We start from the raw sequence: 14,398 nt of genomic DNA on the forward strand, positions 1-14,398 counted from the left end.
AAGTGCTTCGGCATGAAACTACTTTGGGTTATATGGTCAAGTGACCAAGCGTGCACGGTGGATGCCTTGGCAGTCAGAGGCGATGAAGGACGTGGTAATCTGCGAAAAGGTTCGGGGAGTCGATAAACAGACTTTGATCCGAACATGTCCGAATGGGGAAACCCACCCGCTTGCGGGTATCGTATGGTGAATACATAGCTATACGAGGCGAACGAGGGGAACTGAAACATCTAAGTACCCTTAGGAAAAGAAATCAACCGAGATTCCCTAAGTAGCGGCGAGCGAAAGGGGATTAGCCCTTAAGTTATTTTGGTGTTAGTAGAAGGCTCTGGAAAGAGCCGCCGTAGAGGGTGATAGCCCCGTATACGAAAATGCCATTATAGTGAAAACGAGTAGGACGGGACACGTGATATCCTGTCTGAATATGGGGGGACCATCCTCCAAGGCTAAATACTCCTGACTGACCGATAGTGAACCAGTACCGTGAGGGAAAGGCGAAAAGAACCCCTGTGAGGGGAGTGAAATAGATCCTGAAACCGTGTACGTACAAGCAGTGGGAGCGGACTTAGTTCCGTGACTGCGTACCTTTTGTATAATGGGTCAACGACTTATTTTCAGTAGCAAGGTTAAGCATGTAGTGGAGCCGTAGGGAAACCGAGTCTTAATAGGGCGTTTAGTTGCTGGGAATAGACCCGAAACCGGGCGATCTATCCATGAGCAGGTTGAAGGTTGAGTAACATCAACTGGAGGACCGAACCCACATCCGTTGAAAAGGCTGGGGATGACTTGTGGATAGGAGTGAAAGGCTAATCAAGCTCGGAGATAGCTGGTTCTCCTCGAAAGCTATTTAGGTAGCGCCTCGTATCTCACCATTGGGGGTAGAGCACTGTTTGGGCTAGGGGGTCATCCCGACTTACCAACCCCATGCAAACTCCGAATACCAATGAGTGCAATTACGGGAGACACACGGCGGGTGCTAACGTCCGTCGTGGAAAGGGAAACAACCCAGACCGTCAGCTAAGGTCCCAAAGTTACAGTTAAGTGGGAAACGATGTGGGAAGGCTTAGACAGCTAGGAGGTTGGCTTAGAAGCAGCCATCCTTTAAAGAAAGCGTAATAGCTCACTAGTCGAGTCGGCCTGCGCGGAAGATATAACGGGGCTCAAACTGTACACCGAAGCTACGGATGCTTAATTTATTAGGCATGGTAGAGGAGCGTTCTGTAAGCCGTTGAAGGTCAAGCTGTAAGGCAGGCTGGAGGTATCAGAAGTGCGAATGTTGACATGAGTAACGATAAGGGGAGTGAAAAACTCCCCCGCCGGAAGACCAAGGTTTCCTGTCCCATGTTAATCAGGGCAGGGTGAGTCGGCCCCTAAGGCGAGGCAGAAATGCGTAGTCGATGGAAAACAGGTTAATATTCCTGTACCGATGTATATTGCGATGGAGAGACGGAGAAGGCTAGGCCAGCACAGCGATGGTTGTCTGTGTTTAAGGCGGTAGGTTAGGTGCTTAGGCAAATCCGGGCACCTCCCTTTAGTGGGAAGATCGAGAACTGATGACGAGCCCTCTTTTGGGCGAAGTGGTTGATGCCATGCTTCCAGGAAAACTTCTAAGCTTCAGATATACATTGACCGTACCCCAAACCGACACAGGTGGTCAGGTAGAGAATACCAAGGCGCTTGAGAGAACTCGGGTGAAGGAACTAGGCAAAATGGTACCGTAACTTCGGGAGAAGGTACGCCGGCCGGTGTGAAGGACTTGCTCCGTAAGCACTAGTCGGTCGAAGATACCAGGTGGCTGCGACTGTTTATTAAAAACACAGCACTCTGCAAACACGAAAGTGGACGTATAGGGTGTGACGCCTGCCCGGTGCTTGAAGGTTAATTGATGGGGTTAGCGCAAGCGAAGCTCTTGATCGAAGCCCAAGTAAACGGCGGCCGTAACTATAACGGTCCTAAGGTAGCGAAATTCCTTGTCGGGTAAGTTCCGACCTGCACGAATGGCGTAACGATGGCCACACTGTCTCCACCCGAGACTCAGTGAAATTGAAATCGCAGTGAAGATGCTGTGTATCCGCGGCTAGACGGAAAGACCCCGTGAACCTTTACTATAGCTTCACAGTGAACTTTGAACCTATTTGTGTAGGATAGGTGGGAGGCTTTGAAGATAGGACGCTAGTTCTATTGGAGCCAATCTTGAAATACCACCCTGGTATGTTTGAGGTTCTAACTCAGGTCCATTATCTGGATCGAGGACACTGTGTGGTGGGTAGTTTGACTGGGGCGGTCTCCTCCCAAAGAGTAACGGAGGAGCACGAAGGTGTGCTCAGCATGGTCGGAAATCATGCGTAGAGTGTAAAGGCAAAAGCACGCTTAACTGCGAGACAGACACGTCGAGCAGGTACGAAAGTAGGTCTTAGTGATCCGGTGGTTCTGTATGGAAGGGCCATCGCTCAACGGATAAAAGGTACTCCGGGGATAACAGGCTGATACCGCCCAAGAGTTCACATCGACGGCGGTGTTTGGCACCTCGATGTCGGCTCATCACATCCTGGGGCTGAAGCCGGTCCCAAGGGTATGGCTGTTCGCCATTTAAAGTGGTACGCGAGCTGGGTTTAGAACGTCGTGAGACAGTTCGGTCCCTATCTGCCGTGGACGTTTGAGATTTGAGAGGAGCTGCTCCTAGTACGAGAGGACCGGAGTGGACGAACCTCTGGTGTTCCGGTTGTCACGCCAGTGGCATTGCCGGGTAGCTACGTTCGGACGGGATAACCGCTGAAAGCATCTAAGCGGGAAGCCTCCCTCAAGATAAGATCTCACTGGGACATAAGTCCCCTAAAGAGCCGTTCGAGACTAGGACGTTGATAGGTTGGGTGTGTAAGTGCTGTGAGGCATTGAGCTAACCAATACTAATTGCTCGTGAGGCTTGACCATATAACACCAAAGTGGTTTTAAAGAATAATACTTTAAAAACACAGACACAGATTACGATACACATCAGCAATGATGAACATCGGTTTAACCTTGATTATTGTTATTTCAAAAAAGAATTGTTAAAGATCCAAGCATGTCTTCGCGTGTTTTGGTGGGAAGAAACAGAGGATAGACATTATCATCTAAAGACACCACCGGAACGAACGCAGCAGAATTGCTTGACGATCATAGAGGCGTTGAACCACCTGATCCCATCCCGAACTCAGAAGTGAAAAGCGCCATCGCCGATGGTAGTGTGGGAGATCCCATGTGAGAGTAGGTCGTCGTCAAGCTTAAATTAAGAGAATCCTGATAGAATTATCAGGCAATTGAGTATTTAGTTTTATTAGACGATTTCTAATAAAGCAAATCAGTTTTCTTGATGATCATAGAGGCGTTGAACCACCTGATCCCATCCCGAACTCAGAAGTGAAAAGCGCCATCGCCAATGGTAGTGTGGGAGATCCCATGTGAGAGTAGGTCGTTATCAAGATTTAATTTATAAAAAAACCCGATAGATCACTCTATCGGGTTTTTTTATGTTTAAAATAAATCAAATCACTACTTTAATTTGTACTAGCTCAGACCTAATCTGACAGTTAGCTCATTTTGAACTGATGTCTGTCAGTATAGATCGGGGTTAAGTTCTTTTCAGCCCAGACCGCTTTTCCATCAAGTAATGTATCAGTGGTGCCCTTCCATAACACACTTTTCTCTGATGAGTTCGGTCATTATTGTAATAGGCTATCCATTCGTCCAGATCTTTTTGCAGAACCTCTAAACTATCGTAAAGTTTCTTACGAAACGCCACCTGATAAAGCTCATTCATCTTCGGGCTGAGGTGCATTTTAAGGGCTCTTGATTGGGTTTTGTTAATAATATCCATCGACGACCAAGCTTTCTTTAAAACGGGTGTCAGGCTCCGATAACCTTCTGTTCGCTCCTTTGAGTTGTTTCCGATCTAGATACTTAATTTGAGCTTCCAACTCTTGTCAAGGGAGCCCAGCTATAGCTTTTTTTGATACCTCAACTCAGAAATGGCTATTACTCTTCTTGAAAAACTCCCTTTATAATATTTAGACAATTATTAAAAACTTATGCTGAATTGTCGTAATTTTTATAGCAGTTATCTGGTGATATACGGATATTTATAAATAACTACATTTTTTAAACATGGCACGGTGGCTGTGCGATCAAAAAAATAGTAGATAAGCGGAGTAGTAAAGATGCCTGTGTTTTGGCGTAATGTGTTAAAGCGAGTTTGGGGCGTAGATGCGCAATTAAGTTCACTTGATGGAGAATACGATCTTAACTTACTCGCAACGGGTCAGCGAAATTATGTATTAAAAGTTATGCGTCCAAGTTGTGAAGAGAGTTTTATTGATCTTCAGTGCCGTGCCTTCAACCATTTGCGTCAACATGCCCAAGATTTACCTATCCCTGATATTATTAAGACACTAGAAGGTGAATTATATACACGCGTTAAAGACGAAAATGGCGAAAACCGTATAGTTTGGTTACTTGAGAAAATAGAAGGAGTCACTTATGCATGCTTCGGTGCTAAAAATAATGCCCTTCGTTATGAACTAGGCGCGACTGTGGGAGAAATGGATAGAGCTTTACAAGGCTTTACTCACCCAGCGTTGGTGCGCGACTTTAAATGGAACCTTTGTCAAGCTCAGTGGATAGCTGGCCATATTGACACTATTGTACCTGCCTCACGCAATGTCATTATTCAACAGATTATCGACGGCTATTACTCCATTCATTCTTCTCTTCTGAAGTTGCCGCAAGGTGCTATTCACAATGATGTGAATGATTACAACATTCTTATTCAAGGTTCGCTGACTCAATCACAGAGAGTCAGCGGTATTATTGACTTGGGTGATATGTGTTCAGGTCCTAGAATTTGTGATTTAGCGATTAGCTCAGCATATTTGGTATTGGATTGTGCAGAACCAGTAAAAGCACTTGAAGCGCTAGTGAGCGGTTACCATAGTCGGTATCCTCTGACGACAGAAGAAATAGAAATGCTATGGCCTTTACTCCGTATGCGCCTTGCGGTCAGTGTTGTTAACTCCATGTTAATGGCAAAAGAAACCCCAGATGATCCTTATGTCGTAATCAGTCAGGCTCCTGCTTGGACATTTTTAGAAAATCATCGCCTTGACGAAAAAATGCTTTCCACTCGCCTACGCGTTGTCTGTGGTTTTCCTATTACTGACAGTGCACCACGAGTTACTGCTTGGTTGAAGAGAAAGAAAGGGTGCTTTGCTCAAGTGTTGGGACAAAATCTAACAGATGCTCCCATGCATTCGCTTTCTGTAGAAGCTTGTACCACTCCGAGTAATCCTTTTGCCATTACTTCACAAGAGGCTAGCACTATCGGTTGTGATTACGGCTACGGTGACGCTCAAGAGGAAAGTATATGGCTAGGATACTACAATGAACCGCGTTTAATTTACACGGAGGACGCGTTTCGCAAAGGGCCTTATAAAGCGAGTAATCGACGTACTGTCCATTTAGGTGTGGATGTTTTTGCACCCGCTACGACTTTGGTATATACGCCATTGGACTCTAAAGTTGTTTGCAGTGAAAGTAGTGACGTTTATCTAGATTATGGTGGTATGGTGATTCTCAGTCACTTAAGTGACGACGGCGATTGTTTTTATACGCTATACGGGCATTTAGACCCTACTTCTATTAATCATTTGGTTCCTGGACAATTACTCAGCAGTGGAACTGCGTTTGCAAAATTGGGTGATGTTGATGTCAACGGAGGATGGAATCCTCATCTACATTTTCAGTTGGCATTGAGTTTAGAGGGAATCGGTCACGACTGGCCTGGGGCTGCTGATCCAGATGAGTTGGTACTGTGGAACGCGATTTTCCCTAATCCTGCCTCATTATTAAATCTCAGCGATAAAAAAACCTGTTTTGTGCCTACTCAAAAGGCAGAAATACTTAATCAACGTAAAGCAAAATTTGGCGACAATTTGAAATTAACCTATTCAGATCCTGTTATGTTTATGCGTGGCTGGAAGCATCATTTGTTTGATGAATGGGGGCGTCCTTACCTAGACAGTTACAACAATGTACCTCATGTCGGGCATGCACATCCGCGTATTCAGCAAGTCGCTGCGGATCAGCTACTGCGAATGAACTCGAACACCCGCTACTTGCACCCCGCACAAATTGCTTTTGCCGATAAAGTGTTAAGTCGTATGCCCAAGAGCTTAGATGTCTGCTTCTTTGTCAATTCTGGCACTGAGGCAAACGAATTAGCGTTGCGTTTGGCGCGTGCTCACACTGGCGGTAAAGATATGATTACCCCAGATCATGGTTACCATGGCAATACAACAGGGGCAATTGATATATCTGCTTATAAATTCAATGCCAAAGGCGGTGTAGGCCAAGCAGACTGGGTGCAATTAATAGATGTCGCCGATGACTATCGAGGGCGTTACCGTCGCGATGATCCTCAATGTGCTGAAAAGTACGCTGCACAAGTGGATAATGCACTGGCGAATATTAAACAAAGACATGGCAAGCTTGCTGGTTTTATTGCTGAAACCTTCCCAAGTGTTGGCGGTCAAATTATTCCTCCACAAGGTTATCTAAAAAGTGTTTATGCACGTGTTCGAGCAGTAGGCGGTGTATGTATTGCTGATGAAGTGCAGACTGCCTTAGGGCGTTTAGGTGAATATTATTTTGCTTTTGAACAACAGCAGGTTGTGCCTGATATTGTGGTATTAGGTAAGCCTATTGGCAATGGTCATCCAATCGGCGTACTCGTCACTAGTCGAGCTATTGCTGATAGTTTTGCCCAAGGACCTGAATATTTTTCTACCTTTGGCGGCTCTAATCTATCCTGCAGGATCGGTAAGGAAGTACTGGACATCGTTGATGACGAAAACTTAATGGACAACGCTCTGCAAATGGGTAATTTACTTCTTGATGGTTTGCATAGCTTACATGACAAGTATGACATTGTCGGTGATGTACGTGGTCAAGGCTTATTTATCGGGTTGGATTTAGTAACAGACAAAGAGAGCCGCACACCAGGCACAGATATCGCTGATTACGTTAAAAACCGCATGCGTGAGAATCGAATTTTAATGGGAACAGAAGGGCCAGCAGATAATATTCTTAAAATTCGTCCACCAATGTGCATTGAACGCCAAGATGTGCTGATGATTCTAAATGTTATGGATAAGGTGCTAGCAGAAGCCCAGAGTTTGATAAATATGAAAGATTAGGGGCTTTTAGAAAGTAGGTGATAGGTGGCTATCTTTTTGACAATCGTTTATTAAAATCTGTTTACGAATATCTGACATGGCTTAATTCATTTCTTTAAACAGTAGATGCTAAGGGGGATTAGTATCTACTGTTTAAATAGTGGGCTTCCCCAATATAAGGCACCAGCAACGAAAAAAACTATTTTGGTGCCGCTCTAAGCCTGTTCTCGCATGATAAGAGGTAATCCAAGACACAGCTAAATCGACGTAGAAGTGAGTGCAAAATTACATAACCCAATTAGGCCGTGAAGGTTAAAACACGGTGATTTACTGATACTGTATTCCTGCCTATATACAACCAAACTGGGTCCATACCAAAGTGTCTATCTATGTTTCATCAAATGAAACAGAGGAAAGTATAATGAAATGGTTTATTAATACCTTTTACAAGGTGGTTGAGGTTCAAAAGGAAAAACTCGTCAGGGGAAGTGAATATCCAACAAGGATGGCAAGGATAGAACGCTTGGGTGAGTATTAAATTGACATTTAAACGATAAAAAAGATACCAACGGTTGTCTGGAACTTTTGTTCAGATAAGCGCTAAGCCTCCCGTACTCCTTGTCCTATTTTTGATATCTCTACCATAATTTTTTGTTTGAAATCACATTAGCGGGAGAATTATAATTACACATCTAAATATGTCTTGATAAATATTGCCTTTTTATTTAGTGTGAACTAACATTTTTCTACTTATTTAGCCACTTTTATAACAAATATGAGGTTTATCATGAAAGGAACACTAAAGAGATACGTTATATCTCTAATTACTTTTTCAGTTGCGCTTTTTTCTGTAACGGCGTCTGCGAATACATTAGATAAGATAAAAGGTGAAGGCACTGTGACGATCGGTGTTGCTAATGAAGTACCTTACGGCTACACGACGCCTGATGGTGAACCTGCTGGTGAAGCACCTAGCATTGCCGTCCAAGTTTTGAACGATTTGGGTGTAGATAATGTAAAAGTTGTAGTTACAGAATTTGGTTCTTTGATTCCTGGTTTGCGTGCTGGACGGTTTGATGTGATTGCTGCTGGTATGTACATTACACCAAAACGTTGTAAGCAAATTTTATTCTCAAACCCAACATACAGCATAGGTGAGGGCTTTTTGGTTCAAAATGGCAATCCTAAAGAGCTAAAGGGTTACGATAACATTGATGCTAAATCTGTGAAGTTAGGTGTGATGTCAGGCTCTGTTGAGTACGGTTATGCTCGTGATTTTGGCATTGATTTAAGCAAAATTGTCACTCTTCCAGATTATCCATCTGGTGTTGCAGCCCTTAAATCAGGTCGTATTGATGCTCTAGCTGGTACTAGTTTGACGATGGCATCGTTGGCTCAGAAAGACGATCGTGTTGAATTGGCTCAGCCTTTTACACCTCTTATGATTAAGGGCAAATCAGTTAAAGGCTATGGTGGCTTCGGTTTCCGTCCAGCAGATACGGCTTTACGTGATGCCTTTAATACAGAATTGAAAGGTTTCATCGATACGAAAGAGCACATTGCAATGGTAGAGCCTTACGGTTTTGGTAAGCATACTTCTCCTGGTGAAATGACCGCCAAAAAATTGTGTCAATAACACTGGGGAATTAGACTCATGGAATTTGGAGAAATTGTCTCCGTATTACTCCAGGGGGCCATTGTCACAATAGAAATTGTGGCTATGGCGTTGCCTCTCGCCGTGTTAATGGCATTCAGCTTCGGATTGATTCGCCTTTATGCTCCAGCACCCTTCAAACAAATTGCCATTGCTTATATTGAGTTTTTTCGTGGTACATCGGCGCTAATTCAGTTGTATTGGATTTATTTTGTTTTGCCATTTTTTGGTATAACCATTGATGCCATGACAGCGGCTGTTGTTGCCTTAGGTCTGAATATTGGTGCGTACGGTACAGAAGTTGTTCGTGGTGCTATTCAATCTGTGCCAAAAGGGCAGTATGAAGCGTCGATTGCATTAAACTTCACTGCTTCACAACGATTGTGGCGCATCATCATGCCGCAGGCTTTGGTTAATATGATTCCGCCTTTTGGTAATTTGGCTATTGAATTAGTAAAAGCGACCTCGTTAGTTTCTCTGATTACGATTGGAGATTTGACCTTTAAAGCCAAAATGTTAGCCGATACAACTTTACAGGTTGGCGAGATCTTCGGTGTCGTGTTGTTATTTTATTTTGTTATGGCTCAATTCCTAGTCTTCTTTATTAGACGTTTAGAAACACACCTTAGTAAAGGTTTAGGTCGTGGAGGGCTACATTCATGAATGGATTTCATTGGGACTGGGCGTTTACATGGGAAGTGCTTCCCATGATTTTGTCAGCGGCAAAAGTAACCTTATTGGCGACATTGCTGGGTAGTATTTTTGCGATTGTGATGGGGTTGGTATTTGCCTTGTTGCGTCGTAATAATAGCCGAATATTGCGTATCTCGACTTATTGGGTTGTTGAATTTATTCGTAGTACACCTTTGCTTGTGCAGATTTTCTTTCTCTATTATGTGATGCCAGAATTTGGGATCAGTATGTCGCCACTTGCGACTGGCGTATTTGCTTTGGGTCTTCACTATGGTGCGTATTTATCGGAAGTCTTTCGTAGTGGTATTGATGGCATTGAAAAAGGCCAATGGGAAGCCGCTAGAGCATTAAATTTAACCATTTTTGATACTTACAAAGATATTGTGCTTCCTCAAGCTATTCGTCCGATGATACCGGCGACAGGGAATTACATCATTGCCATGTTTAAAGAAACCCCTCAGCTTTCTGCCATTACATTGTTGGAAATGTTGCAGATGGCAAAGATTATTGGTTCCGAAAACTTCCGTTATCTAGAGCCGTTTACCTTGGTTGGGATTTTGTATCTCGTGTTTAGTCTTTTAGCAGCCTACGGTATTCATCAGGTTGAAAGACGCTTTCCAAAAGAAGGATTTAGTTTGAAATGAGTGCGCCAATTATTGAATTCAAAAATGTTAAAAAATGCTTTGGTGAAACGGTCATTTTCAGTGATTTTAACTTCAAAGTGGAAGAAAACGAGATTGTATCAATCATCGGACCAAGTGGTTCGGGTAAAAGTACCTTGCTGCGAATTTTGATGACATTAGAAGGCATCGATGGCGGTTACATAAACGTAGCAGGTGAGTCGCTTTGGCACATGCCTTGGCAAGGTCAGTATGTGCCAGCCAATAACAAGCATTTGCATAAAATGCGTAATCACCTTGGTATGGTGTTCCAGCACTTTAATTTGTTTCCTCACATGACAGTGAAGCGCAACATCACAGAAGCACCAATGCGAGTAAAAGGTGTTTCGCGGGCAGAAGCCGAGAAATTTGCAGAAAAATTACTGCAGTTGGTGGGCCTGGCTGATAAAGCCGACAGTTATCCAAATGATTTATCTGGTGGTCAAAAACAACGAGTGGGCATTGCCCGTGCACTTGCGATGAAGCCCTCTATTTTATTACTGGATGAAATTACCTCAGCTTTAGACCCTGAATTAGTAGATGAAGTGTTGGATGTTATTCGTAATCTGGTGAAAGAAGAAAGCTTTACTATGTTGTTGGTAACCCATGAAATGTATTTTGCTCGTGAAATCAGTGATCGAGTGTGCTTCTTTGATAAAGGTGCGATAGTAGAAGAAGGCGAGCCAGAAGCTATTTTTACACAACCAAAAGAAGAGCGAACCAAGGCTTTTCTGAATGCTTATATTGGACAATAGTTTTCAATAGCAATCCAAAACGTATTTTTTAGTATCTATTGATAAGGCTCCTAAGCAGGCGCCTTATTTTTTGGTCGTGACAAGTGACGTACTCTGCACGGATAATGGCTGAATATCTTATGGAGTATTGATTAAATGACACCCTTATATAGTGTGATCTTTTTAACCTTGTTTGCCGGCTTGGCAATGCCATTGGGCGCATTGATTGCCCATTTTGAGCGTATTAGGCCTGAATGGTTAGAAACTGAATTAATGCACGGCGTTACTGCATTTGGTGGCGGGGCTTTGCTGTCCGCTATTGCATTAGTTCTTGTACCCGAAGGTGTTCAGCATTTTGTTCCTTGGTCTGCTGCTTTATTGTTTTTATTGGGTGGTACGACTTTCATGTGGTTGGATATTCAGCTATCCAAAGGTCAAACCTCTATGAGTCAGTTGGTGGCTATGTTGGCTGATTTTATTCCCGAATCTCTGGCGTTGGGTGCGGCATTTGCATTAGGCACTATTAATGGTGTGCTGCTTGCGACGCTTATTGCAATGCAAAACCTTCCTGAGGGCTTTAATTCTTTTCGAGAACTAAAAGCATCCTCACATTATCGTCCATCTACTATCATTCTTTGTTTCGTGTTGCTGGCATTGTGTGGACCAATAGCGGGTGTTGTCGCACATGTTTGGCTTGCTGAATGGCCTGCGGTGGTATCGGGAATCATGTTATTTGCCTCGGGTGGAATTTTATATGCTGTGTTTCAAGACATTGCTCCTCAGGTTACTTTGGAGAAGCACTGGGCGCCACCAATGGGTGCGGTAATGGGGTTCGCGCTTGGTTTGGTGGGTTATATGTTAGTGCAATAATAAAATATAGATAAAAATGTATACAAAAATACTTTTTTTGAAATATAGTGAGTACTCATTTTAAGCGATATAGGTCGTAGGGTTGTGCTCAAAATATTAAAGGATTTCAGTTTGAGTGCACTGGTCGCAGGCTTTGTGGCGGTGCTCATTGGTTTCGCAAGTTCAGTCGCGATTGTCTTTCAGGCGGCGCAAGCTGCTGGTGCTGACTCTAATACAATCGTGTCTTGGATTATGGCGCTTGGTTTTGGTATGGGTGTAACCTGTTTCTTCCTTTCTTTATGGTACAGATCGCCTGTCATTACCGCTTGGTCGACACCCGGAGCTGCATTGCTAGCAACAAGTTTGGGGACCATTAGTTATGCTGAAGCGATTGGCGTATTTGTCTTTGCGGGCTTATTAACTCTGTTAACAGGTGTGTCAGGTTTGTTTGATAAAGTCATGCGTTTGGTTCCCTTACCGCTTGCTTGTGCCATGTTAGCTGGAGTGCTTTTTAAATTCGGCCTTTCTATTTTTGACGCTATGATGAGTGATGTTTTTCTTGTCGGTATTATGTTGGTCACTTATTTGGTGAGCAAGCGGCTTATTCCACGTTATGCGGTGCTGTTTGTATTGATGGCTGGTGTTGCATTTGTACTTGAAAAATCTGATGGTCAGCTTCTGTCTAATATTCCTGTTGAGCTTGGTTCTCTTGTTTGGGTTTGGCCTGAATGGAATATTAGTGCACTGATTGGAATTGGTGTACCTCTTTATATTGTGACCATGACGTCTCAAAATATCCCTGGTGTTGCAGTAATGCGCAGTAGTGGCTATCAAACACCGGTTTCTCCTCTCATTAGCTGGACTGGATTCATGTCAATTTTTTTAGCACCTTTGGGCGGTTTTGCTTTCAATTTAGCCGCGATCACAGCGGCAATTTGTTCTGGTGATGAATGTCATAAAGACCCTAAACGACGTTATATTGCAGGACTATCAGCCGGTGTATTCTATTTGTTAGCGGGCTTGGCTGGTACGTCTGTCGTGGCATTATTCTCCATTTTTCCAGCCACTATGATTGCTGCATTAGCTGGTATTGCTTTATTGGGAACTATCGGGATGAATTTAAAAAATGCCATGGCGGATGACTCTAATCGAGAAGCAGCATTGGTCACTTTTTTAGTTACCGTCTCGGGAGTTTCATTTGGTGGTATCGCGTCGGCTTTTTGGGGAATTTTATTTGGTGTTATATGTCTTCTAATATCCAATATTAAGCTTAAGTAAAGGTGTTGCTTAGTGGACATTACCCAGAAAATTAAAGAACATATTGTTAATGGTGAACTTCCAAGAGGTGTACCTCTTCGTCAAGCGGAACTGTCAGCGCTTTATGGTGTGAGCCGAATACCGATTAGAGATGCACTTCTGTCATTAAGAGCTGAAGGTTGGCTTGCCCCTCACGGTAAAGCGGGTGTGATGATACCCGCTCTTAATTGGAAAGAGGCAGAGGATCTTTGCTTAATGCGGGCTGAGCTTGAGTGTCTTTTGTTTGAAATGGCGTTTGATAATATTCAAGAAGTGAATGTTAAAGAAGCGAGAGGCTTTCTTGTAGATTTAGACCATGAAAATTTAACATTAGTGGATCGAGGGGAGCTTAATTGGCAGTTTCATAATGCGTTGTATCAAGTGGCCAATAGACCGACACTTCAAAGAGTAGTGGAGGGGTTAAATAAACAGGCTGTTCGCTATCTCGGCTTTCAGTATGGACCTTTGGGCTATCGATCAATAAGTCAGGATCAGCACATCGCTTTGCTTCTCCTTATTGAGTCAAAAAATAAGCCGGCTGCGCTCAATCATTTGAGGCTGCACATTGAGCAAGCAGGAAAGTTGTTATCAGAATATCTGAAGAAAATTTCATCTCAATAGTATTCAACGAAGAGCTTTTCTGATGCTTGAGGTAGGTAGACGGTAAGGCTTGCACCACCAAGTGACAAAGAAGATTCCTTTTTTATAAAGCCGCATACATCATCAACAACGTGCGCTGAGGCTGATAATTCAGCAAAATACAATCCTAAGCCAGTGTTAACCTCAAAGATATTTTCTGGTTGCTCTTCTATATGCACAAAGCCTTCACCATCGTCTTCTATAGAGATTATTAGAAAATTTCTTTCCTGTTTTGCACTTAGAATGATTTTTGATTTTGCAAAACGAAAAGCATTATATACCGCAGTACTAACGACCGCTGTCATCAGTCGTTCATCAAATATGCCTGTTAGACTAGCATCGCAGTGGTAGTCTAGGGCTAGGTTTTTTGCATTGGCGGACGGTTGTAAGGCGAATACTTGATCATCTAAAAACTCATCGATTGAAAAAGTGTCAACATGGAGGTCGTAACCATTTGACGCAAGTCTGTAGAGGTAGAGGTATTCGACCCATTCGTCATTTAATTTTTTAAGCGACTCTTCTATCAATATGATTTTACTTTGGTTTGGGTCATGGCTGTCTGTTGTGTCTTTCAGGCCTTGTAGTTGGTAAAGCAGGGTACCTACTTGGTTTTTACTTTCATGTATTGCACTAGCAAGAATGGTACTAATATTCATTTTTTTCATC

Annotated in this window: 9 protein-coding genes, 3 rRNA genes and 1 pseudogene; 11 read left to right on the top strand and 2 right to left on the bottom strand. The window is 43.2% G+C overall.

Features of this window, described 5'->3' with window-relative positions:
- The first annotated feature begins 34 nt into the window (after positions 1-34).
- The 3 genes from M3I01_RS09275 to rrf (M3I01_RS09285) all read left to right on the top strand — a co-directional run bounded on the left by M3I01_RS09275 (position 35) and on the right by rrf (M3I01_RS09285) (position 3,463).
- Positions 35-2,931, top strand: a 23S ribosomal RNA gene (locus M3I01_RS09275).
- A 217-nt stretch (positions 2,932-3,148) separates the two neighbouring features.
- Positions 3,149-3,263: ribosomal RNA gene (rrf, locus tag M3I01_RS09280) — 5S ribosomal RNA — on the top strand.
- Between the two features lie 85 nt (positions 3,264-3,348).
- Positions 3,349-3,463, top strand: a 5S ribosomal RNA gene (gene rrf / locus M3I01_RS09285).
- A gap of 106 nt (positions 3,464-3,569) precedes the next feature.
- Here rrf (M3I01_RS09285) and M3I01_RS09290 read toward each other — a convergent pair.
- Positions 3,570-3,799: pseudogene (locus tag M3I01_RS09290) on the bottom strand (IS3 family transposase); the annotation flags it as partial.
- 397 nt (positions 3,800-4,196) lie between these two features.
- On the opposite strand from M3I01_RS09290, the gene M3I01_RS09295 reads away from it, so the two are divergent.
- The 8 genes from M3I01_RS09295 to M3I01_RS09330 all read left to right on the top strand — a co-directional run bounded on the left by M3I01_RS09295 (position 4,197) and on the right by M3I01_RS09330 (position 13,714).
- Entirely contained in the window at positions 4,197-7,229 is a 3,033-nt protein-coding gene (locus M3I01_RS09295; protein ID WP_255895548.1) for an aminotransferase class III-fold pyridoxal phosphate-dependent enzyme, read from the top strand.
- 766 nt (positions 7,230-7,995) lie between these two features.
- Entirely contained in the window at positions 7,996-8,844 is an 849-nt protein-coding gene (gene ehuB, locus M3I01_RS09300; RefSeq protein ID WP_255895553.1) for an ectoine/hydroxyectoine ABC transporter substrate-binding protein EhuB, read from the top strand.
- A gap of 18 nt (positions 8,845-8,862) precedes the next feature.
- Positions 8,863-9,525 carry an ectoine/hydroxyectoine ABC transporter permease subunit EhuC gene (gene ehuC / locus M3I01_RS09305; RefSeq protein ID WP_255895555.1) on the top strand — a complete coding sequence of 221 codons (663 nt, stop codon included), beginning with the start codon at positions 8,863-8,865 and terminating at the stop codon, positions 9,523-9,525.
- Positions 9,522-10,199, top strand: coding sequence for an ectoine/hydroxyectoine ABC transporter permease subunit EhuD (gene ehuD, locus M3I01_RS09310; RefSeq protein WP_255895556.1), 678 nt, complete (start codon positions 9,522-9,524; stop codon positions 10,197-10,199). Before ehuC ends, ehuD begins: the two co-directional genes overlap by 4 nt.
- Positions 10,196-10,969 carry an ectoine/hydroxyectoine ABC transporter ATP-binding protein EhuA gene (gene ehuA / locus M3I01_RS09315; RefSeq protein ID WP_112138481.1) on the top strand — a complete coding sequence of 258 codons (774 nt, stop codon included), beginning with the start codon at positions 10,196-10,198 and terminating at the stop codon, positions 10,967-10,969. Before ehuD ends, ehuA begins: the two co-directional genes overlap by 4 nt.
- A 135-nt stretch (positions 10,970-11,104) precedes the next feature.
- Positions 11,105-11,818, top strand: coding sequence for a ZIP family metal transporter (locus tag M3I01_RS09320; RefSeq protein WP_255895557.1), 714 nt, complete (start codon positions 11,105-11,107; stop codon positions 11,816-11,818).
- A gap of 111 nt (positions 11,819-11,929) precedes the next feature.
- Positions 11,930-13,075: a benzoate/H(+) symporter BenE family transporter gene (locus M3I01_RS09325; RefSeq protein ID WP_317133921.1), complete on the top strand. Its 1,146-nt coding sequence runs from the start codon at positions 11,930-11,932 to the stop codon at positions 13,073-13,075.
- 12 nt (positions 13,076-13,087) lie between these two features.
- The gene (locus M3I01_RS09330; protein ID WP_255895559.1) at positions 13,088-13,714 is read left to right on the top strand and encodes a GntR family transcriptional regulator; all 627 of its coding nucleotides are present in this window, start codon (positions 13,088-13,090) and stop codon (positions 13,712-13,714) included.
- Here M3I01_RS09330 and M3I01_RS09335 read toward each other — a convergent pair.
- A complete protein-coding gene (locus M3I01_RS09335) occupies positions 13,708-14,397 on the bottom strand; it encodes a sensor histidine kinase (RefSeq protein WP_255895560.1) in 690 nt (229 codons plus the stop codon). The genes M3I01_RS09330 and M3I01_RS09335 overlap by 7 nt on opposite strands.
- Position 14,398 lies beyond the last annotated feature (1 nt).

Origin of the sequence: Marinomonas maritima, assembly GCF_024435075.2 — a bacterium.
In the GTDB taxonomy this organism is placed as follows: domain Bacteria; phylum Pseudomonadota; class Gammaproteobacteria; order Pseudomonadales; family Marinomonadaceae; genus Marinomonas; species Marinomonas maritima.